Genomic DNA, 20,715 nt, shown 5'->3' with positions numbered 1-20,715 from the left:
ACGACCGTCACCGGGGTCAGTGCCGGGCGGCGCCGTTCTCGCTGACCGGCTGCCCGAAGGCCAGGAACGGCACGGGCGTCGGGGCGTCGGGGCGGGTGAAGATCCGCTCGGCCTCGTCCGCGGGAGCTTCCGCGGGAGCCGGCCGCTCGGCGGGCGTGTTCACCTGCTCGTCGAGGTTGGTGGGTCGGTGCGAGCGCTCGGCGTCAGACTGCTCACTCCCGGACTGATCGCCGGCGGACTCGTCGTCACCAGGCCGGTCGCCCTCGTTTCGCACCTCAGCGGCCCGCTCGGCGGGGGAGCGGTCGGCGCTGGGTCGATCGAAACCGGAACGGGAACCCACCATCGGGTACTCGGCGGTCTCCGTACCCCCGGCGGCCGCGGCCATCACCGCGGCGGCGGCGAGGTCGGCCACCCGCTTCGCCTCCCGCTGCACCCGGGCGCGGACCTCCTTGGCGTGCCGCTCGGCGGAGTCCCCGGCCCGTCGGGCCTCCTCCAGCCGGGCGCTCTCGGCGGTGAGGTCCCGGCGGACCTCACTGAGTCGCTGCTGCATCCTCGACAGCTCGTTTTCCAGCGTCTCGCCCTCCTCGCGGATCTCGGCGAGCTGCTGACGGCCGGTCTCCAGCTCGGTGTGCAGCGCGGTGGCCTCCTGCTGGCGCTCCTCGATCTCCTGCTGGAGGGCGGTGAGCTGCTGCTGGTGGCTGGCGGCCTGCTCGTCGGCGCGGTTGCGCAGCTCGGTCACGTGCTGCTGCGCTTCGGCCAGCAGCGCGGCGATCTGCTGCTCGGTCGCGTTGCTCTGCTCGGCGAGCTCCTGCTCAGCGGCGGCCTGCTGCTCGGCGATGTCCCGCTCGGCGGCGGTCCGCCGTTCGTTGACCTCGCGCTCCACGTTGGCCTGCCACTGGGCCATCTCCTGCTGGTTCTTCGCGCGGGCCGACTGGAGTTCCTGCTGGATCTGGGTGCGGGCCGACTTCATCAACGCGTCGGCGGCGACCCGCGTCTGGTTGAGCTGCTGCGCGCTCTGTTCGGTGATCCGCTTCGCCTCGTGCTGGGCACGCTCGTGGGCGGCCTCACCGTCGGCGCGCAACTGCTCCGCGTGCTCGCGGATCGCGGTCAGCTCGGCCTCGGCCAGGGTGCGCCGCTCCTCGTGCGCCTGCTCCTGCTCGGTACGCCGGGTCGCCAGCTCCTCGGCCAGGTCCTGGCGTGCCTGCGCGGCCCGCTCACGGGTGTCGGCGAGGATCCGCTCCGACTCGCTGCGCAGCTCGTTCGCCCGATCGGTGGCCGACTCAATGATCATTGCGGCCTGCTTGTCGGCGAGTGTCATGATCTCGGCGACCATCGGCCCCAGATCGTGGATCGTCGCGCGGTCCACCTGCACCGGTTGCTCCTGAAGTTCGGCCAGTTCGGTACGCAGTCGCTGCACCTCGGCGGTCAGTTCACGGACCCGAACGGCGGAACGCCCGTGCTCCCCACTGAGCATCGCGATCTGACCGTCGAGCTGCTCCAGGTGTCGGTCCACCTGGCGTTTGTCGTAGCCGCGCAGGGTGAGCTCGAAGTGTGGCCGCGAGGCCGCATCGTCGCGTCCTGCGCGCGGCTCAGCGCCAATGGACATGCACCATCCTCCGTACGATCGGGGGGCGTGAGGGTCGGCGGTCGCCTGCCCCGCGGGCCATCAGTGTCGCGCAACGCTACCGCCGAGCCGACCTCATGCGAAGTCCCGCCCCACCACCTCTCACATCTCCGCCCCCGCCCACCCCCCGACCACGCCCCGCCCGCGTCGATCATGGAGTTGTGGTGGGTGACAAAGGTCGTGGACCATCACCATTCCGGCACCACAACTCCATGATCGACGGGGTGGACTTCGGCGGTCTAGCGGCGGCGCGCTACGAGGACCGCGTCGTGGATTGTTATCTGCTGGCCGTTCTCGTCGGTGGCTGCGCGGGGGCGGGCCTCGGCCGTCAGCACCTCCCAGTCAGACGGGTCCAGGGTGGCGGCCACGTCCTCCGCGGTGAACATCATGTCCGGCATGTGCATCCGGCGCGCCGTCGTCCACAGATCCGACGGGTGGTGACCAACGATCAGCAGAACTCCGCCCGGCGCCACCGCCGCGGCCAACCTTGCGAACAACTCCTGTCGCTGCACCGGCGGCAGGTGTATGAACTGCGCCGACACCAGGTCGTACGCCTCGTCGGCGGGCGGCTTGTCGCGCAGGTCGGCGTGCGTGAACTCGATCCGAGCACCGACGCCGGCGGTGTCGGCGTGCGCGGCGGCCCGGTCCAGCGCGGTGGTGGAGATGTCCACCGCCGTCACCTGCCAGCCGCGCTCAGCCAGCCACACCGCGTCGGCGCCCTCCCCGCTGCCCACGTCCAGCGCGCGCCCCGGGGGCAGGTCCGCGACCTCGGCGACCAACTGCGGGTTCGGCCGACCACTCCAGACCGACGGCCGGGACTGGTAGCGCTCCTCCCACGCCGGTTCCTCGAACGCGGTGGCCACCACCTGGCGGTAGGCGGTGACCGCAGCCCGGGTCTCCTCGGCGATCAGGTCGGCGTTGATCGCCGCGCCGGCGGTGAGGCCGGCCGCGGCAGACGTGATCACCTGGCCACGGATGTCGGCCACGTTGCCCGCCACCCAGACACCCGGGACGCTCGTCGCGCCGGTGGGGTCGGCCGGGATCTGGGCGCCGATGACGTGCTCGCCCATCGTCACCTCCTCCGGGGCCAGGCCCAACCCCACCAGCAGGCCGGATCGGGGGGCCAGCCGCGTCGCGACCACCACCGCGTCGAGCGCGACCATCCGGCCGTCGGCCAGCCGTACGCCGGTCAGCGCGTCCCCGGTCACCTCGACCTCGGCGACCGGGCCCGGGACCACCGCGATGCCTCGGGCGGCGAGCCGCTCGGCGGCCTCCGCGTCCGGTGCGGGGACGTCGTGCAGCAGGAGCAGCACATGGGGACTCCACTGTCGCCACATCTCGGCCTGGTGCACGGCGAACGGCCCGGTCGCCAGGATGCCGATCCGCCGGTCGCGGACCTCCCAGCCGTGGCAGTACGGGCAGTGCAGCACATCGCGTCCCCACCGCTGGGCCAGACCGGGCACGTCGGGCAGTTCGTCGGTCAACCCGGTGGTCACCAACAGCCGACGGGCGCGCACCGAAGCCCCGCCGTCGAGGCCGAGCCGGAACCCGTCGTCGTCCCGGGTCACCTCCTGCACCCGCCCGGTGTGGAAATGCCCGCCGTACCCGGCGACCTCGGCCCGCCCGACCTCGAGCAGCTCGCCCGGCGGCGTCCCCTCCCGGCCCAGGTAGTTGTGCACCCGGTCGGCCGGCGCGTTGCGCGGCTCACCGGAGTCGATCACCAGCACCGACCGGCGGGCCCGGCTCAACGCCAGGGCTCCGCTGAGCCCCGCAGCGCCGCCGCCCACCACCACCACGTCGTATGTCTCGTCCACCGGTATCTCCCTCTGACTCTGTCGGCTGAGCCCACCATGCGTCGCCACCGGCCAGGTGGCAACTATCCTTGCCGTTATGGCAAACGAGGACACCGCCGCGCTGGCGGCCGTCGGACCCCGGCTGCGTGCCCTGCGCAACCAACGCGCGATCACGCTGACCCAGCTCGCCGACCTCACCGGCATCTCGGTGAGCACCCTGTCCCGGCTGGAATCCGGCAGCCGCCGACCCACCCTGGAGCTACTGCTCCCGCTGGCCCGCGCCTACCAGGTGGCGCTGGACGAACTGGTCGACGCCCCGGCCACCGGCGACCCTCGCGTACGCCCCAAACCGATCGTCATCCACGGCATCACGTTCCTGCCGCTGACCCGCCGACCGGGCGGCCTGCAGGCGTTCAAACAGATCTTCCCGCCGGACCCCTCCGCCGGGGAGCGAACCCCGCAGACCCACGAGGGGTACGAGTGGCTCTACGTGCTCTCCGGCCGGTTGCGCCTGCTGCTCGGCGACCGCGACCTCATGCTGACCCCCGGCGAGGTGGCCGAGTTCGACACCCGGGTCCCGCACCTCGTCCTCAACCCCGGCCCCGGCACCGCCGAGGCCCTCAGTCTCTTCGGGCCGCAGGGGGAGCGGCTGCACGTCCGGGCCCGCCCCGCCACCGCCGAGAAGCGGTAGTCGCCGGCTGAGGCGCTGGCCCGGCTGGTGGCAGCCCGGGCGGCAGCGGACTTCCGACCATGGTCCGCGCCACCGGACCGGTGATCACCGGCGACGCGGTGTGATCAGTCCCGACTCGTACGCCCACACGACCAGCTGGGCGCGGTCGCGGCAGTGCAGCTTCGCCATCGCCCGGTTGACGTGTGTCTTCGCCGTCAACGGACTGATCACCATTCGCAGGGCGATCTCGTCGTTACCCAGCCCTCGGGCGACGAGTTCGACGATCTCCTGTTCGCGCGCGGTCAGCACCTCGCGCCCGGCCGCCGGCTCGGCCGGCGGTGGGCCGGCCACGAACTCGCTGATGAGCGTACGTGTGACGGCTGGGGCGAGTAGCGCGTCGCCGCGAGCCACGACGGCAACGGCCTGTAGCAGGTCGGCGGGGTCGGCGTCCTTGAGGAGGAAACCGCTGGCGCCCGCGCGGAGTGCGGCGAACACGTAGGAGTCGAGCCCGTAGTTGGTGAGGATGAGGACGCGGACCGCGGCGAGGTCGGGATCAGCGGCGATGCGCCGGGTGGCCTCAAGACCGTCGAGCCCCGGCATCTGCACGTCCATGAGCACGACGTCCGGCCGTAGGCGTCGCGACAGCTGGACGGCCGACGTGCCGTCGGTGGCCTCGCCGACGACCTCCAGGTCGTCCTCGGCGTCGAGGAGTGCCCGGAATCCGGCCCGCATCAGAGCCTGGTCGTCGACGAGCAGGACGCGAATCATGGTGGGCCGTCCAGGGGGAACGTCGCCCGTACCGTGAATCCGTGGTCGTCGCGGGCGGCGGCCCGCAGCGTGCCGCCCAGCCCGGTCACCCGTTCCCGCATGCCGCGCAGGCCCACGCCGGGCGTCGTCGTCCGGTCCGGCGACGCCTGGCCGTCGTCGGCGACCGAGACGGTCAGCTGTGCCGGGGCGTACTCGACGAGAATCTGCGCGGTGGCGGGACCGGCGTGGCGGGCCACGTTGGTCAGGGCCTCCTGGACGACGCGGTATCCGGCCTGGTCGACCTCGGCGGGCAGGTCCCGGGGCCGACCGGTGACGGTCACCTGCACCGGTACGCCGGCCGCCCGCGTCCGCTCGGCAAGCTCGTCCACCCGGGCCAGTCCGACGGGGTCTCCGTCGGTGGGGGAGCGGAGAACGTCGAGCGTCGTGCGCAGTTCCCGCATCGCGGCGCCGCTGGCCTCCTGGATCGCCAGCAACGTGGCCGACGGTTCCTCGCCGTGCTTGCGGGCCAGGTGCACGGCGATCCCGGCCTGGACCTTGATCACCGAGATGCTGTGGGTCAGCGAGTCGTGCAGATCCCGGGCGATGCGCAGGCGCTCCTCCCCGGCACGACGCAACGCCATCTCCTCGCGGGTGCGTTCGGCCTCGATCGCCCGTTGTTCGACCTGTTCCAGGTACGCCCGACGCTGCCGGGCGACGAGCCCGGCGACGTTGGCCGCCACAAACCAGCCCAGCAGGAGGGCGGTCCGCTCGACGATCAGCTGGCCGGGCCGGTCGGCGGGCGCGACCGAGATGTCGCGGGCCAGGAAGCCGCCGAGGAAGACCAGACTGGCCGAAACGGTGGCCGATCGGTGCCCCCGCCAGGCGGCGACGTACGCCACGCCGAGGACGGGGAACGCCGCGGACACCCCGGGGTGCACCCGGACGTGCAGGGCCAGCATGGCGGCGGTCACCACGCCCAACGCCACCACCGGGTGACGCCGGCACACCGCCAGGGCCGCCGCCATGGCCAGGACCAGGAAGACGTCGACCACTCGCACCGGAGCGGCGTCCGGCGCGAGCGCGGCATTGCCGAGCAGGAGGCCACCGAGGGCGAGGCCGCTGAGGGCGTACGGCAGGTCGCGACGCATGGTCGCACTGTAGAACGGGCCGCCAGCAGCGAGCATCCACCGCCCGCGGTAGGTGGGCGTACCGCGAGCGCGGTATCGGCGGCCAGCCAAGTGTCTGCGGTGGCACGACGCTTTTCCGACCCCTCGGGTCAAGCATCGAGCCCATGACATACCGCTTCTTCACCCCCGCTCCAACGAATGCGGCGACCGGTCTGACCGGCGAGGTCTACCGGCAGCTGCGAGACGAGTTCCTCGGGCCGGCGCCCACCTTCCGGGCGCTCGCGGCCGTGCCGGAGGTGCTGGCCGCCACCTGGTCGCTGCTGCGCGAGGCCCTGCTCGCCGGGGACGGGTCCCGGGTCGACCGCGAGATCGTCGCGTCGTCGGTGTCCCGGGCCAACCGCTGCCGGTTCTGCGTCGACGCCCACGTGATGCTGCTGCACGCGCTGGGTGAGCACGAGGTGGCCGAGGTCATTGCCCGTGGCGGGACGCCGTCCGAGCCGAGGCACGCTGAGCTCGTCGCCTGGGCGGAGGCGAGCCGCAGCCCGATGGCCGCCGGCTGGACCAGTCGGTACGGCCCCGAGGTCACCGGCACCCTGCTCGTCTTCCATTTCATCAACCGGGTCGTCTCGGCGCTGCTCGACCCCGATCTGCTGCCCGGCGGCCTGCAACGCTCCTCAGTGGTGCGGTCGGTCGGGGGCCGGCTCTACGCCAGGACGGCCCGGGGACCGAGGCAACCCGGCCGCAGCCTCCCGCTGGTCGACGTCGGTACGGCCGAACCACCGCCCTGGGCGGGGGAGAGCCCGGTCGGCGTCGCGTACGCGGCCCTGAGGAACGCCGCCACCCAGGGCGGGGACCTGCTGGGCGACGTGGCGCGCCAGACCGTGACGGCAACCGTGCGCTGGGAGGACGGCCGCTACCCCGCCCGGCCCTCGGACTGGGCCGTCGACCTGGTCCGGGACGTACCCGGCACGGACCGCGTCGGGACCCGGATCGCGTTGCTGGCGGCGTTCGCACCCAGCGCGATCAGCGTGGGCGACGTGGCCCTCTGGCGGCTCTCCCATCCCGCCGACGCCGACCTCGTGCGGCTCGTCGCCTTCGGGGCGATCACGGCCACCGACCACGTCGCCCGGGCCCTGACCTCGGCGCACCTCTAGGAGGTCACCATGCGCAAGGCATTCGTCATCGCCAGCATCCTGTTGCTCGTCTCGTTCGCCCTGCAGTTCGTCTTCGCCGCCGTGGGCGGGTTCACGAAACCCGCCGGCGAGGGCGCGTACGCGCTGCACAGCGTCAACGGCATGGCGGTCATCCCCGTTCTCACTCTGCTCACCGCGCTGTTCGCCGCGCTGGCGAAGGCGCCGGGCCGGATCATCGGCCTGGCGGCCCTACCCATCGGGCTCGTCGTCGTGCAGGCGCTCCTCGCCATGCTCGCGAACGCGTCCACCGACGCCGCCGGCGTCAGCACGCCGCTTGGCCTGACCATCGCCGGGCTGCACGCGGTCAACGGAATCGTCGCGGTGCACGTCGTGGTCGGCGTGGTGAGGGCCGCGCGACAGCTGGACCGACCGGAACTTGTCGCCGCCGCACCCGTGACCGTTCGCGAGGGGGAGCCGGCATGACGACCGGCTCGCTGCTCGCGGCCGACCTCGTGATCGCGGTCCTGGCCGCCGGCGGGTGGCTGGGCGGCGGTGCCGCGTCCGCCGCCCGGCGTCGCCCGCTCGCGCTGGGGCTGGCGGCCTTCGCGCTGCTCGCCACGCTCGCCCGCGCGGTCACGATCACCGCGCTCGCCCGCACCGGCTGGTGGTTCGCGGCGGAGAAGGTCCTCATCGCCGTCCCACTGTCGATCGCGGCGGTGGCCGTCGCCGGGCCGCGGTTGCTGCGGGCCGCGGGCGACATCCGGTCCGTCGCGGTCGGGCTCCTCTTCGCCGGGTACGCGCAGAGCAGCGCCCTGCTCGTGACGCTCCTGCACGGCTACCCGGCGTCGGCGGGTGTGGGACTGCTGGCGGTCGCCGGGGTGCTGGCGGCAACGGCGGTCTCGTGGCTCGCCATCGGAGCGCGCCCGTCCCGGACGGTGTCCCGGGCGGCCCTCGGGGTGGCGGTCGCGGCGCTGGTCACCGGAACCGGGCTGGTCGTCGCCCCGGCCACCGCGCCCGGCGTACCCCACGATCATGAATATGGGGATGCGCGGACCGTCGGCGAACCGACCAGGCGGTTCACCCTGACGGCCGCGACCGCCACGGTGCGGGCGGGCGGCCGGGACGTCGCGGCGTGGGCGTTCAACGCGCAGGTCCCCGGGCCGGAGCTGACGGCCACCGTCGGCGACGTCATCGAGGTGACCCTGCGCAACCGGGACATCGCCAAGGGCGTCACGCTGCACTGGCACGGGTACGACGTGCCGAACAGCCAGGACGGGGTGCCCGGAGTGACCCAGGCGGCGGTCCGGCCCGGGCAGGAGTTCGTCTACCGGTTCCGTGCCGATCAGGTCGGCACGTACTGGTACCACACGCACTCGGTCTCCGACGTCGGCGTGCGGATGGGCCTCTACGGTGTCCTGGTGGTGCGCCCGACGCCGGTGACCGGCGTCGACGTCACCGTGCCGGTGCACACCCTGGCCGGCGTCGCGCTACCCGAGCCGCGAACGGAGCCGGTCGAGGCGGGGGTGCCCGTGCGGCTGAGGCTGATCAACACCGACAGCACGACGCACCGGTATGCGCTGGCCGGCACTCCGTTCCGGGTCTCCGCGATCGACGGATCCGACCTGCACGGCCCGACCCCGCTCGTGGACACCGCCGTGCTGATCCCGGCCGGGGGACGCTACGACCTGGTGTTCACCGCGCCCGCCACGCCGGTCGCCCTGTTCGTCGATGGTCGGGCCGTCTACTCGACCGGACCGGTCTCGGCGGCCACCACCGCCTGGCCGGTGTTGGATCCGCTCACCTACGGCGGCGCCTCTGTGGTGCCGTGGTCCCGGTTCGACCGGGAGTTCACCCTCGTTCTCGACCGCGGCCTGGACCTGCGTGGACTGCTCCCGCGATACGCCCACACCGTCAACGGCGCGGCCGACCCGGACATCCCACCGCAGGTCGTACGCCTCGGTGACGCCGTGAAGTTCACGATCGTCAACCGGTCCCAGATCGTGCACCCGTGGCATCTGCACGGCCATCACGTCCTGGTGCTGGCCCGCAACGGCCGGCGGGCAGCGGGCAGTCCGTTGTGGTTGGACTCGTTCGACGTACGCCCCGGCGACGTGTGGGAGGTGGCGTTCCGGGCCGACAACCCAGGCGTGTGGGCCAATCACTGCCACAACCTGGCGCACGCCGAAGCCGGGATGACGCTGCACCTGATGTACGCGTGAGGGAGCCTCCGGCGCGATGCCGGAGGCTCCCTGGTGTTGTGCCCGGTCAGTTGAGGGCGTAGATCTCCGCGGCGGTGGTCCACGGGTTGCCGTTGACCTCGCTCAGGGCGCGCAGCCGCAGGTACTGCCCGGTCTTCGCGGTGAACCGGACCTCCTTCTGGCTGGCGTTGTTGGCGAAGGTGCCGGTGGCCACGGCCGTTCCCCAGTTGACGCCGTCAGTGCTGACGTAGACCTCGTACTGGCCGATGCGCCCGTTGGCGGCGCCGCCACCGCCGTCCTGCCGGGGCAGGTAGCGGATTCCGGAGACGGAGTAGCTCGCACCGAGATTGATCTGAATCTCGTGGGGCATCGGGGCGTTGCCACCGGTGTACCTGGTGTGCCAGATCGTGCTGAGGTTGCCGTCGAAGGCGTTGGTGGCCGCCCCGTTCTCGGCGGCGGTCTCCTGGCTGTCCGTGTACTTCAGCGACCAGCCGGTCCGGGGGATGACGCCGGCGCTGGGCACGCAGGCCGTGCTCAGCTGGTGCGCGCCCCGGTCGGGACGGCATCCCTGGGTGACGGCGCCACCGAAGTAGTCGCGGCTGCCCGGGGCGGTCATGACCTGGCCACTCGCCAGTGCCGGGGAGCCGGCACGGAGCCGGTAGCCGCCAGCGTCACTGATCGAGGTGGCGGTGCCCGGAGCGACGAACAGCGGGTCGGCCGTGATCTTGTTCGGGTCGGTGGGCTCGCCCGCCGGGTGCTGGCCGTAGAACACGTTGGAGTCGAACAGCAGCCCCCCGGCGTTGTAGCTGGCCTGGGTCGTGGTCACGTAGAAGATGTTGTTGTAGAACTCGGCGTTGGCGCCCGTCGAGCCGTTGCTGTTGTTGATGATCTGGGCCGCCTGGCCAACGTAGAAGACGTTGTTGTAGATCTTCGTGTTGGTGAGCTTGCCGCAGACCAGGTCGAAGATCTGGCCACGGTCGTTCTGGCTGATGTTGTAGCGCACGATGTTGTCGCTGGTGGTCGAACCCCCACCGTTGCAGAGCAGGATGAAGCCGCCCTCGTTGTCGTGGCTGTAGTTGTACTGGTAGATGGTGCGGATGTTGCCCTCGTCCAGGTCGAAGCCCTGCCCGTCACAGGTGCTCCGGCCGCCGCTGACCTCGTTGAACTGGAACAGCGCGTCGTTGATGTTCCAGCCCCAGATGCCGGCGGCGCACTGGGCGGGCTCACGGACCCGGAAGCCGTCGACCCGGTTGTTCTCCACCAGGGCGCTCTGGGTGTGGTGCACGTCGATGGCGTCGCCACCGATGTCGGTGACCGTGTTGCCGCGTACGACGACCCGGGTCTGCGGAAGCCAGTTGCCGCAGGTGGAGCCGCAGTTCGGGTTGGCCAGTTCAGGCCGGACCATCCAGCGGGTCCAGAAGTGGATGCCGTAGCGGTCGACGGTGGCGATCGAGTTGTTGTTGATCAACACGTCGTCGAACTTCGTCTGCGTGGTGTAGCCGAGGACCTCGAAGAAGATGCCGGCGCTGGCGTCGTCATCCTTCTTGGTCTGGTTGCCGTTGACGTCGTGGACGCTGAGCCCGGTCACCCGGTAGTAGGTGCCGGTGCCGGAGTTCTCGCGGATGATGTGCACGCCACGGCGGGTGGCGATCGCCGACCCCTTGTTGGAGATGTCCAGGTTGCGGATCTCCCAGTACTGCTGGTTGTAGAGCTTCACGACGTCGACGACCGCGCCGTTGCCGGCCAGCACCGGCTTGGCGCCGCTGCCGTACGCGTCGATGATGATCGGTGCGCCGGCCGCGCCGGAACCCTTGGGGAAGAGTTGCTGGTTGGCGCAGGTCGTGCCGCGCCGGATCAGGATCTGGTCTCCGGCGGCGAATGTCTTCGCGTTCACCGGCGTGAAGCTGTTCCAGGGGCTGGCCTGGGTGCCGCTGCCCGAAGTGCTCGCGGAGCAGTCGACGTAGTAGTTCGTTGCGGCTGCCGCGGCGGGGGGCGCGGCGACCAGTATTGCGGTGGCTAGCGTGGTCAAAGCCACCAACGAGGACCTGAACAAACGCATCGGAAGTCCTAACCATGGGGGGTGGTGGGGAACAGTTCACTTCCTTGGAGCTGTCCTGCGCGTACGACCGGGGTAGCGCCAGCGACGGGCCCGGGGGACCGCGGGCTCGTCGGCCGGCGCCGGTCCGGGTCACCGGAACTTTCTGTTGTAGTCCGCGAGGAGACCGATCAGGACGGCGAGCGCCACGAGCATGATCGCGAGGTGGCCCCACCCGACCGTGGGCCGGACGACCACCACGGTGACGACGCAGACGAGCGCGATCAGCAGCCGGGCGACGACGAGCAGAGTTGCACGCGTGGATTCCTTCATGACATCCCTTTCTCGGGCCTCAGCCCTTGACGCCGCCGGCGGCCATGCCCTGGATCAGGCGGCGCTGGATCAGCGCGTACAGAAGCAGCACCGGCACGATGACGATGACCATGCCGGCGTAGAGCCGCCCGGGGTCCGCGGCCGCCTTCTGCGCGGCCATCAGGTTGAGCAGGCCGACCTGCAACGTCTTGCCCTCACCGGGCAGCAGCGTCAGCGCGATGACGAAGTCGTTCCAGTACGCCAGGAAGTTGAACAGGATCACCGTGGTGACCGCCGGCCGGGCCATTGGCAGCATCACCCGCGTCATGATCCGGAACCGGGACGCGCCGTCCAGCAGCGCCGCCTCCTCGAACTCCGCTGGAATCGAGCGAAAGTACGCGGTCAGCAGATAGATCGTGAACGGGATCGAGGTCGCCGCGTAGACCAGCGAGAGCATCGCCGGGTTGTCGAGGAAGAACCCGTCCGGGAACACGTCGACCAGCGCGCGGTCCCAGTCGACCAGCATCAGGAAGATCGGCACCACGATGTAGTTGACGTTGACGAACAGCCCGGCCAGCAGTGCCACCTCGACGATGCCCTTGCCGCGGAACTCGTACCGGGCGACGACGTACGCCGCCGGCACCGAGACCGCCAGCACGAGGACCAGGCCGAGGAGCGTGACCAGGACCGACGTGGCGAAGTAGCGGCCCATCTGCGCGCCGCCGAACGCGTCGACGTAGTTCTGCAGGTGCAGGCCCTCGGGCAGGGTCCAGGGGCTGCCGAAGAACTCGCTCTTGCGTTTGAGCGAGGCCATCAGCACCCAGCCGACCGGGATCACGATGAGCAGGGTGATCCCACCGACGAGCAGGTGGGTGAGGCCACGGCCGGGCCGTGGACCGGATTTGTTGATCGTGGTCATGGGAGTGTCCTCTAGAACTGGAGGGGCTCACGCCGGGTCGCGCGGCTCACCAGGAGCGACACGAGGAACGAGAATGCGAAGATCACGACGCCGATGGCCATGCCGTAGCCGTAGGCCGAGTTGGTGTATGCCTGCTTGTACATGTAGCTGAGCAGCACCTCGGAGGCGCCGTCCGGGCCGCCGCCGGTCATCGCACGAACCAGCACGAAGCTGAGGTTGACCGCGCTGAGGATGAAGAACGTCAACGTCGTGCGCAGGTTCTGCCAGATCAGCGGCAGCGTGACGGCGAAGAACTGCCGGCCGGCCGAGGCGCCGTCGAGCGCCGAGGCCTCGTACAACTCCTCCGGAATGCTCGCCATGCTCGACATGTAGATGACCATGTAGTAGCCCAGCGACTGCCACAGCATCGCGGTCGCGACCGAATAGAGCACCAGCTTCTGGTCGCCCAGCCACACCTGTTGGAAGCCGTCCAGCGAGAGCAGTCGGAGTGTGCCGTTGAGCAGGCCGTTCTCCTGGTCGTAGACGGCCGAGAAGATGGCCGCGATGACCACGACCGAGAGCACGTTCGGGATGTAGAGCACGAACCGGTAGAAGGTGTGGCCGCGCAGCTTCTGCCGGGTCATGACGGCCGCGAGGAACAGGCCCATCCCCATCGTCACCACGGTCACGACCACGAGCAGCGCGACGGTGTTCTGAAACGCGCGCAGGAACTGCTCGTCGTCGACGAGCTTGGCGAAGTTGTCCAGGCCGACGAACCGCATCTGCGCCGAGAAGCCGCTCCAGCTGTAGAGCGACATCCGGAACACGTTGACGGTCGGCCAGATCATGAACAGCGCGAACAGTGCCAGCGCCGGGAGCAGGCACGCGGCGACGAACCGACCGTCGCCGCGCCGGCCGCGTGCGGCGGAGCCACGCGCTGACGCCGGGGATCTGCTGGGCGTACGCCTGCTGGTGCCCGTGGGTGGTGGAGTGAGGGTCGTCGTCACCGTGACCAGTCCTTGGTTCTCGCGGGGGAAGGGATCGGCGGCAGCCCGGTTCCGGGCTGCCGCCGGGGCGTCACTTGCCCGCTTGCCGCAGCTTCTCGCTGGCGTCGTTCAGCGCGGTCTGCCACTGGTCCACGGTCTTGTCGCCGCTGATGATGCTGTTCGCGGTGTCGAAGAGCGTGCCCTTGATGTTCACGCCCTCGACCGGCGCGGTGCTGGCGAAGCCGCCAACCAGAGCGGTGACGTTCGGGTCCTCGTAGAGCTGGTAGAACGGGGCGATCTCGGCGGGAAGCGTCGAGGCGACGCCCTTGACCGGCTGGATCGCGTTGGACTTGGCGAAGATGCCGGTCGCCTCGTCGGAGTAGAGGTACGCGACGAAGTCCTTCGCGGCGTCCTTGTTCTGGGCTCCGCTCGGAACCCAGGCCGACTCGACGATCGTGGTCAGGTAGCGCTTGCCTCCCGCGGTGACCGCCGGCAGCGGAGCCATCGCCCACTCGAACCCGTTCGCGCGCGGCGCGTCCTTCATCTCACCGACGACCCACGTGCCGTTCGGCATGAACAGCGTCTTGTTGTCGAGCAGCGACTGCTGGTTCTTGGTGAAGTCCTGCTCGTTCGCGTACCCCACCGTGGTCTTCGCCGCGTAGCTCAGCAGCTTGGTGGTGATGTCCAGGACCTGCCGGGCCTGGGGGGTCTTCCAGACGCCGTCGGAGTAGGTCATGACGTCCTTGTAGAACTGGTCACCGCCCACGTCGGCGAGCAGCGCGAAGAAGAACGAGTCGAGGTAGCCCGCGGTCGGGTAGGTGAACAGCGCGATGCCCTGGGCCTTGGCGGTGTCGCCGAGCTTGAACATGTCGTCCCAGGTGGCGGGGACCTGCCAGCCCTTCTGCGCGAAGAGGCCCTTGTTGTAGACCAGGCCGGTCGGCGCGTAGAACGTCGGCATCAGGTAGGTCTTGTCGTCGTTGTACGGGTTCGTGCTGAGGTTGCCGACGATCCCGTCGGCGAGCTTGGCCCGCACCGTGGTCTGCTCGCCCGGCACGGTCATGTCCAGGACGCCGGTGAGGTCCTCCAGCGCCTTGTCCTTGACCAGCGTCTCGGCGAGCGCGGCCTTGCGGCCCTGGGGCAGCACCACGACGTCCGGGAACTTGCCGGCCTTCATGTTCGGGCTGATCTCGTCCTCAAGGGTCTTGGAGAGCTGCAGCTGCACGTCGACATCGGGGTGCTTGGCCTTGTACGCCTCGACGACCTGGACGTACATGTCCCGGCCGTAGCCGCCTTCGAAGGCCGCGACCTTCAGGGTCTTCTTGCCGTCGGCGTTGTCGTCGCCTCCGGAACAGCCCGCGATCAGGCTGAGCGCTGTCGTCGCGACGACAGCTAGGACGAGGGGTTTTCTCAACATGGGGGTGGTCCTCCGTGGGCGGTACGCACAACGGTGCGGGAGTGATCGGCGTGCAGGAGGCGCGGTCCGCTAGATCACCGGGCGGGCCGTGCGTTGTTACTGTGGCACCCGTAACATGAGTCGTCAAGAACGAGGTGCCGACGGCACGACGGTCAGTGGGACCGCGGCGCCGCAGTGGACTCCCGAACGACCAGGGTCGCCGGGGTCAGTGATTCGCCCTCCGCGTCGGTGCCGAGCAGGAGTGCGACAGCGGCCGCCCCGGAGCGGTAGAAGTCCTGCCGGACGGTGGTGAGCGGCGGGTGGCAGTAGGCGGCCAGCTCGATGTCGTCCACGCTCACGATCGACACGTCCTGCGGCACCGACCGTCCGCGCTCGCGCAGCGCCTTGATCACGCCGAAGGCCATCTCGTCGCTGGCCACGAAGACGGCGGTGACCTCGGGAATCATTGCGAGAATCTGCCCCTGGCGGTAGCCCGACTCGGGCGACCAGTCACCCTCCAGCGGTGGTGGCGCGTCGATCCCGGCGGCGGCCAGGCACTCCTGCCAGCCCTGCCGACGCTGCCGGGCCTCGATCCACTCGTCCGGCCCGGCCACGTGCCACACCTGGCGGTGCCCCGCGTCCAGCAGGTGCTGGGTGGCCGTACGCCCCGCCTCGTGCTGGTCGATGCCCAGCACCCGCGCCTCGGTGGTGCGCGAGCCATCCACCGTGACGGTCGGGATGTCGCGGGTGATGTCCTCCATCCGTTGGGTCACGGAGATCAGCGGGACCGCGATGATGATGCCGTCGACGCCCTGGTCGGAGAGCTTGAGCAGGGATTTCTCCATCAACGCGGTGTCCAGCTCGGCGAGGGTCGCGATGCTCACCGAGTAACCCGCCTGACCGGCCGCCGCCTCCACCCCGGCGGTCACCGCCGAGCGCGAGTAGTAGCCGCCGGCCTGCAGCAGGACCAGGCCGAGGGTGAAGCTCCGCCCCGAGGACAGCAGCCGGGGAGCACCGTTGTACCGGTATTTGAGCTGCTCGACCGCGTTGAGCACGCGACGGCGGGTCTCCGCGTTGACGTTCGGCGAGTCGCGCAGCGTGCGCGAGACCGTCTGCGCCGATACACCGGCGGCACGTGCCACGTCAGCCATGCTCGGCTGCCTGCCACGCATTGTCGCCTCGGTCATCCGCCCCGCCCTCCTGAGAACCCGGTACGGCGGCATCCTAGCGCCATTGTTATGGATGGCACGGGTAACATAGGCTTCCGCCATGATCGAGACGACCCGGCCGGGCAGCACACTGACACCGTCGATTAGGCCATCGCCCGCGCTCGGCTGGAGCGACCGTCAGCTCCACCGGCACGGCGTCCCACACCGCATCCTCTCCGGCGCCCTGCACTACTTCCGGGTCCACCCGGAGCTGTGGCGCGACCGGATCCGGCGGCTGGCCGACCTCGGTCTCAACACCCTCGACACGTACGTGCCCTGGAACTTCCACCAGCCGCACGCGGACCGCGCGCCCCGCTTCGACGGCTGGCACGACCTTGAGGCGTTCGTCGCGCTCGTCGGCGAAGAGGGCCTCGACGTCGTCCTGCGGCCCGGCCCGTACATCTGCGCGGAGTGGTCCAACGGTGGCCTGCCGGCCTGGCTCACCGCCCGCGACGTGGTCCTGCGCAGCTCCGACCCGGCGTTCACCGGGCCGGTCGAGCGTTGGTTCGACGAGCTGATTCCCCGCATCGCGCGGCAGCAGACGCAGGCCGGCGGGCCGGTCGTGGCGGTGCAGGTCGAGAACGAGTACGGCAGCTACGGCGACGACGAGGCGTACCTGCGCTGGATTCGCACGGCCCTGCTCGACCGCGGCATCACCGAGCTGCTGTTCACCGCGGACGGCCCCACCGAACTGATGCACGACGCCGGGACGGTGCCCGGAACTCTGGCCGCGGCCACCCTCGGCTCGAAGCCCGAGGCCGCCCGTAGCCTGTTCGCCCAGCGCCGGCCCGACGAACCGTTCGTGGTCGCCGAGTACTGGAACGGCTGGTTCGACCACTGGGGCGAGCGGCACCACGTCCGCGCGGTGGACAGCGCCGTCAAGACCCTCGACGCCATCATCGGCGAGGGGGGAAGCGTCAGCCTCTACATGGCGCACGGCGGCACCAACTTCGGCCTGTGGGCCGGCGCCAACGCGGACCGAGGCCGGCTGCAGCCCACCATCACCAGCTACGACTCCGACGCGCCAATCGCCGAGGACGGCACGCTGACCGCCAAGTTCCACGCCATGCGCGCGGCCCTCGGCGCGACCGGGCAGCTGCGAGTTTCCGAGCGGATGCCGGTGCTCCCGCCGGCACAGGTGCCGCTGACCCACCGCGCCGACCTGATCGCCGGCCTGCGTGCCGTGCCCACCCCGGAGTCGACCGGCGCACGGCCGGCCACCTTCGAGCAGCTCGGCCTGGACGCCGGGATGGTGCTGCTCACCGCCCACCCGAGGATCCCCACGGGTGACCACGTCATCATCCTGACCGACGTACGCGACCGGGCGGTCGTCCTCGTCGACGGTGTACCGATCGGTGTCGCCGACTCCGAGCATTCGGAGCTGCCGATCCGCGGCACCGGTGCGGCGGTGCGCCTGGAGATCCTGGTGGAGAACCTCGGCCGGATCAACTACGGCCCGCTGGTCGGTCAGCACAAGGGCCTGCTCGGGCCGGTGCTCGTCGACCGCCGGATCGTGCACGGCTGGACCAGCTCGCCGATCGCCCTGTCCGAGTGGACACCGGACGACCTGCGCCTCGCGACCGGTGCAGGACCGGCCAGCACCGGTGCGGGCTTCGCGGTCGCGACAGTGCACATCGACGAGCCGGCCGACACCTTCCTGGCCCTGCCCGGCTCGGTGCACGGCCTGGTCTGGGTCAACGGGTTCCTGCTGGGCCGCTACTGGGACATCGGCCCGCAGGTGACGCTCTACTGCCCCGCGCCACTGCTGCGCGCCGGCGAGAACACGGTTGTCGTGCTGGAGACCGACCGGCTCGGCCCGGTCCTGGAGCTGCGCGACCGGCCCGAGCTGGGCCCCACCGAGGAATACGTGGAGGAGTTCGACTGATCGTCTGACCGGGCCCCGGTCGCCCGCCGTGCGAGCGGTCGTCCGGGGCCCGACAGGCCGGTCAGGCGTGCTTGCCGCGGCGACGCTTCAGCAGGAGGAATCCCAGGCCGGCCGCCAGCAGGGCGGCACCGCCGCCGGCGGCGAGCGGCAAGGTGGTCGAGCGGTCGCCGACGGCGGTGAGCCCATCGGAGCCGAGCTCGGTGACCGGCTCCGAGTCGTCGGTCTCGGCCTCCGTGCCGGTGGCCGCGCTCGCACTGGGGGTGGGGGTGGGGGTGGCGGCGCTGGGGGTCGGGGTCGGGGACTTCGAGGGGCTCGCGTCGACGGCGGCGAGCGAGTCACCGTTGAGCGCGACCTTGACCTTTGCCTGGCCACCGCCGGAGGAGACGACGGCGACGGACACCTTGTTCGCCTTGTCCGTCAGTTTGGTGATGGCGTCCGTATTGCTCGGTGCGTTGTTGCCGGCCGTCTTGTTCTCCACCGTGGTGTCGATGAGTGACGACGCACCGTAGGAGCCCTTGGGAACGCGGTAGGCGTGGACGCCCTCGATCTTCGCGTCGAAGTTACCGGCCGCGTGGCGGTACTCGATGACGAGCCGGTCGCCGCCCAGCGCGATGTCCAGGGCGCGGGTGCCACTGCCCTTGCCGTGCAGGGAGCGCAGCGTGTAGGTCCCCGACTTGGTGACCTTGAGAGACGCCCCGCCGGAGAGCCATCCCGCTCTGATCAACTCGGGCGCGGAGAAGCCGGACGCCCAGCCGCCACCGCCCATGATGGTCTTGGAACTACCGCCGTCCGACTTGCAGGCACCCAGGTTGCCGCCGGTGCACAGGAAGCGGCCCTGGTGGCCGAAGCCCAGGTTGTGCCCCAGTTCGTGGCCGACGACGTCGATGCCACTGGCGGTGCCGTACAGGTTGATCCAGGTGGTCGGGCCGGGCAAGGTGGCAAGGCCGGCCCAGGGGCAATCGGTCTTCTGTGCCGGAAAGACGATCGAGAGGCTCTCGTAGTCCTTGCCCGCGACCAAGCCCCGCTTGGTGAGTTCCTCCCGGGTCATCTGGTTGATCTTGCCCTGGGGGCAACCGGCGGCGCTGAGGTCCAGCTTGATCGGGCCGAGGAACTGTTCCGGGACGGCGGGCACCACCGTGTACTGCCCGCGCGACACCTCCGACAGGAAAGACGCGGCCGAGTCGCTCTTCGCTCCGAAGTAGGTGTCCGGCGTGGACGCCTTCACCTTGTCCGGAAACTGGAAGGAAGCGTCGTTGAACTCCACCATAACGGGGAGGATCTTCCGCTTCACCGGAGCGGCGGCCGCGGGGGTGCCGGGGAGCGTGGCGGTGGCCAGCACGGCGATGCCTGTGGCCAGAGCGATGCGGCCGAGGGCAGACAGCTTCATGGGGTCCTATTCCTTGAGGGGGATGCCGGGCGGCCAGGGACGCCGATGTCCGTGGCCGCCCGGCAGCGTCGGGCCGCGTGGGGCTGAAGCGGCCGATGACGAGGGGATTCCTTCCGGCCCCGTGCGGGTTCGTGGCCGCGGTCGGGGTCGGGTCGCCGCACCAGACCAATGGGGTGGGCGGGAGCGGCTACAAGGACGATGGGAGAGAAAGAGTCAGGAGCAGCCAAAGCTGCCGCATGCACCACATCCTATGACATCCTATGTCCGATGTCGTATGACCGTAGGGTGCATCGATGGGTCAGTCAAGCCGGCGGGCGACGGCGGCTATCGTGCAGCTCGTGACGCACGAACGTGAGCTCGTCTCGCCTGTCGACCTGTGCCAACGGGACGGGCGGCTGAATCCCGCGGCGGTGGGCTGGACCCGTCGCCCGCTGCACACCGCGAATCTGCGCGGCTGGGGCCGGACCAAGCGGTGGGAGTACTGGGGCATCGTGACGCCGCGGCACATCGTCGGGCTGGTCGCCTCGTCGCTGGACTACGCCGGTGTGCACAGCGTCTACGTGCTCGACCGGGACAGCGGCACCGAGACGAAGGCCGACGTGGTGGTGCCGCTGGCGCGCGGGACGGTGCTACCGCCGCACAGCGGCGTGGGCGAGGTTCGTGCACAGGGTGGAGGCCTGGCGATCCGGATCGCCCAGCGCCCGGACGGCACCGCCATCTCGGCGAGCGCCCCCGGAGTGCGGCTGGAGGTGGACGTGCCGTTGCCGGCCGGTCACGAGTCGCTCGGCGTGGTCGTGCCGTGGAGCCCTACGCGATTCCAGTACACGGTCAAGGACGTCGGCCGCCCTGTCCTCGGCACGCTGGAACTGCACGGCCAGACGTACGAGATCGGTGGGCCGGACGCGTTCGCCGTGCTGGACCACGGTCGCGGCAGGTGGCCGTACTCGATCACGTGGAACTGGGCCGCCGGTGCGGCGCCGGGACGGGCGATCCAGCTCGGCGGTCAGTGGACCGACGGCACCGGGGTCACCGAGAACGGCCTGTTCGTCGACGGCCGGCTGCACAAGATCGGCGAGGAACTGCGCTGGACCTACGACCGGTCGGACTGGCTTCGCCCGTGGCGGATCAGCGGGGAACGGGTCGAGGCCGAGTTCCAGCCGTTCCACGAGAAGGTGGCCCGCACCAACCTGGGTGTCGTCGCGAACGAGACGCACCAGTGTTTCGGGCACTTCTCCGGCTGGGCGAAGACGGACGACGGGATGACGGTGAGCCTCGACGGGCTCGTCGGCTGGGCCGAGGAGGCGCGCAACCGCTGGTAG

Annotated in this window: 17 protein-coding genes; 6 read left to right on the top strand and 11 right to left on the bottom strand. The window is 70.5% G+C overall.

All coding sequences use genetic code 11. The features are described 5' to 3' along the window. Nucleotides 1-16 precede the first annotated feature (16 nt). Together HNR22_RS05940 and HNR22_RS05935 are read right to left on the bottom strand one after the other, a co-directional pair. Nucleotides 17-1,606 carry a DivIVA domain-containing protein gene (locus HNR22_RS05940; RefSeq protein WP_179779448.1) on the bottom strand — a complete coding sequence of 530 codons (1,590 nt, stop codon included), beginning with the start codon at nucleotides 1,604-1,606 and terminating at the stop codon, nucleotides 17-19. A gap of 257 nt (nucleotides 1,607-1,863) precedes the next feature. Further along, nucleotides 1,864-3,444 (bottom strand): FAD-dependent oxidoreductase, encoded by a 1,581-nt coding sequence (locus HNR22_RS05935; protein WP_425488093.1) that lies wholly within the window; start codon nucleotides 3,442-3,444, stop codon nucleotides 1,864-1,866. Nucleotides 3,445-3,514: 70 nt separating this feature from the next. Between HNR22_RS05935 and HNR22_RS05930 the strand changes: the two genes are divergently transcribed. Then, nucleotides 3,515-4,108, top strand: a complete 594-nt coding sequence (locus tag HNR22_RS05930) for a helix-turn-helix domain-containing protein (RefSeq protein ID WP_179779446.1) — start codon at nucleotides 3,515-3,517, stop codon at nucleotides 4,106-4,108. 84 nt (nucleotides 4,109-4,192) lie between these two features. Here HNR22_RS05930 and HNR22_RS05925 read toward each other — a convergent pair whose 3' ends face one another. Both HNR22_RS05925 and HNR22_RS05920 read right to left on the bottom strand, forming a co-directional pair. Next, nucleotides 4,193-4,855, bottom strand: a complete 663-nt coding sequence (locus HNR22_RS05925; protein WP_179779445.1) for a response regulator — start codon at nucleotides 4,853-4,855, stop codon at nucleotides 4,193-4,195. Continuing rightward, the gene (locus tag HNR22_RS05920; RefSeq protein WP_179779444.1) at nucleotides 4,852-5,982 is read right to left on the bottom strand and encodes a sensor histidine kinase; all 1,131 of its coding nucleotides are present in this window, start codon (nucleotides 5,980-5,982) and stop codon (nucleotides 4,852-4,854) included. Before HNR22_RS05920 ends, HNR22_RS05925 begins: the two co-directional genes overlap by 4 nt. A 143-nt stretch (nucleotides 5,983-6,125) precedes the next feature. Here HNR22_RS05920 and HNR22_RS05915 point away from each other — a divergent pair, with 143 nt between their 5' ends. From HNR22_RS05915 to HNR22_RS05905, 3 genes are read left to right on the top strand one after another with little or no spacing between them, the layout of a single operon-like run. Then, a complete protein-coding gene (locus HNR22_RS05915; protein ID WP_179779443.1) occupies nucleotides 6,126-7,115 on the top strand; it encodes a carboxymuconolactone decarboxylase family protein in 990 nt (329 codons plus the stop codon). A gap of 9 nt (nucleotides 7,116-7,124) precedes the next feature. Then, a complete protein-coding gene (locus tag HNR22_RS05910; protein WP_179779442.1) occupies nucleotides 7,125-7,577 on the top strand; it encodes a DUF6220 domain-containing protein in 453 nt (150 codons plus the stop codon). After that, nucleotides 7,574-9,313 carry a multicopper oxidase family protein gene (locus HNR22_RS05905; RefSeq protein ID WP_179779441.1) on the top strand — a complete coding sequence of 580 codons (1,740 nt, stop codon included), beginning with the start codon at nucleotides 7,574-7,576 and terminating at the stop codon, nucleotides 9,311-9,313. Before HNR22_RS05910 ends, HNR22_RS05905 begins: the two co-directional genes overlap by 4 nt. Nucleotides 9,314-9,359: 46 nt before the next feature. On the opposite strand, the gene HNR22_RS05900 is transcribed toward HNR22_RS05905, so the two are convergent. The 6 genes from HNR22_RS05900 to HNR22_RS05875 form a co-directional block, all read right to left on the bottom strand. Continuing rightward, complete coding sequence (locus tag HNR22_RS05900; protein ID WP_179779440.1) at nucleotides 9,360-11,327, bottom strand: discoidin domain-containing protein; 1,968 nt, start codon at nucleotides 11,325-11,327, stop codon at nucleotides 9,360-9,362. A gap of 153 nt (nucleotides 11,328-11,480) precedes the next feature. Beyond that, complete coding sequence (locus HNR22_RS05895; RefSeq protein ID WP_179779439.1) at nucleotides 11,481-11,660, bottom strand: DUF6903 family protein; 180 nt, start codon at nucleotides 11,658-11,660, stop codon at nucleotides 11,481-11,483. Nucleotides 11,661-11,679: 19 nt separating this feature from the next. Then, nucleotides 11,680-12,558, bottom strand: coding sequence for a carbohydrate ABC transporter permease (locus HNR22_RS05890; RefSeq protein ID WP_179779438.1), 879 nt, complete (start codon nucleotides 12,556-12,558; stop codon nucleotides 11,680-11,682). Between the two features lie 11 nt (nucleotides 12,559-12,569). Next, nucleotides 12,570-13,544 (bottom strand): carbohydrate ABC transporter permease, encoded by a 975-nt coding sequence (locus tag HNR22_RS05885; RefSeq protein ID WP_343059700.1) that lies wholly within the window; start codon nucleotides 13,542-13,544, stop codon nucleotides 12,570-12,572. Nucleotides 13,545-13,614: 70 nt separating this feature from the next. After that, nucleotides 13,615-14,937: a carbohydrate ABC transporter substrate-binding protein gene (locus tag HNR22_RS05880; RefSeq protein WP_179779437.1), complete on the bottom strand. Its 1,323-nt coding sequence runs from the start codon at nucleotides 14,935-14,937 to the stop codon at nucleotides 13,615-13,617. A 152-nt stretch (nucleotides 14,938-15,089) separates the two neighbouring features. After that, nucleotides 15,090-16,067 (bottom strand): LacI family DNA-binding transcriptional regulator, encoded by a 978-nt coding sequence (locus HNR22_RS05875; protein WP_179779436.1) that lies wholly within the window; start codon nucleotides 16,065-16,067, stop codon nucleotides 15,090-15,092. Between the two features lie 118 nt (nucleotides 16,068-16,185). Here HNR22_RS05875 and HNR22_RS05870 point away from each other — a divergent pair, with 118 nt between their 5' ends. After that, nucleotides 16,186-18,009, top strand: a complete 1,824-nt coding sequence (locus tag HNR22_RS05870; protein ID WP_179779435.1) for a glycoside hydrolase family 35 protein — start codon at nucleotides 16,186-16,188, stop codon at nucleotides 18,007-18,009. Nucleotides 18,010-18,070: 61 nt separating this feature from the next. Here the strand turns inward: HNR22_RS05870 and HNR22_RS05865 are convergent, their stop codons facing one another. Further along, nucleotides 18,071-19,396 (bottom strand): metallopeptidase domain-containing protein, encoded by a 1,326-nt coding sequence (locus HNR22_RS05865; protein ID WP_179779434.1) that lies wholly within the window; start codon nucleotides 19,394-19,396, stop codon nucleotides 18,071-18,073. A 338-nt stretch (nucleotides 19,397-19,734) separates the two neighbouring features. On the opposite strand from HNR22_RS05865, the gene HNR22_RS05860 reads away from it, so the two are divergent. Then, the gene (locus HNR22_RS05860; protein WP_179779433.1) at nucleotides 19,735-20,715 is read left to right on the top strand and encodes a DUF2804 family protein; all 981 of its coding nucleotides are present in this window, start codon (nucleotides 19,735-19,737) and stop codon (nucleotides 20,713-20,715) included.

It is taken from the genome of Micromonospora jinlongensis (assembly GCF_013410645.1).
Classification (GTDB): domain Bacteria; phylum Actinomycetota; class Actinomycetes; order Mycobacteriales; family Micromonosporaceae; genus Micromonospora; species Micromonospora zamorensis.
This window is presented reverse-complemented; position numbering and strand designations above follow the sequence as displayed.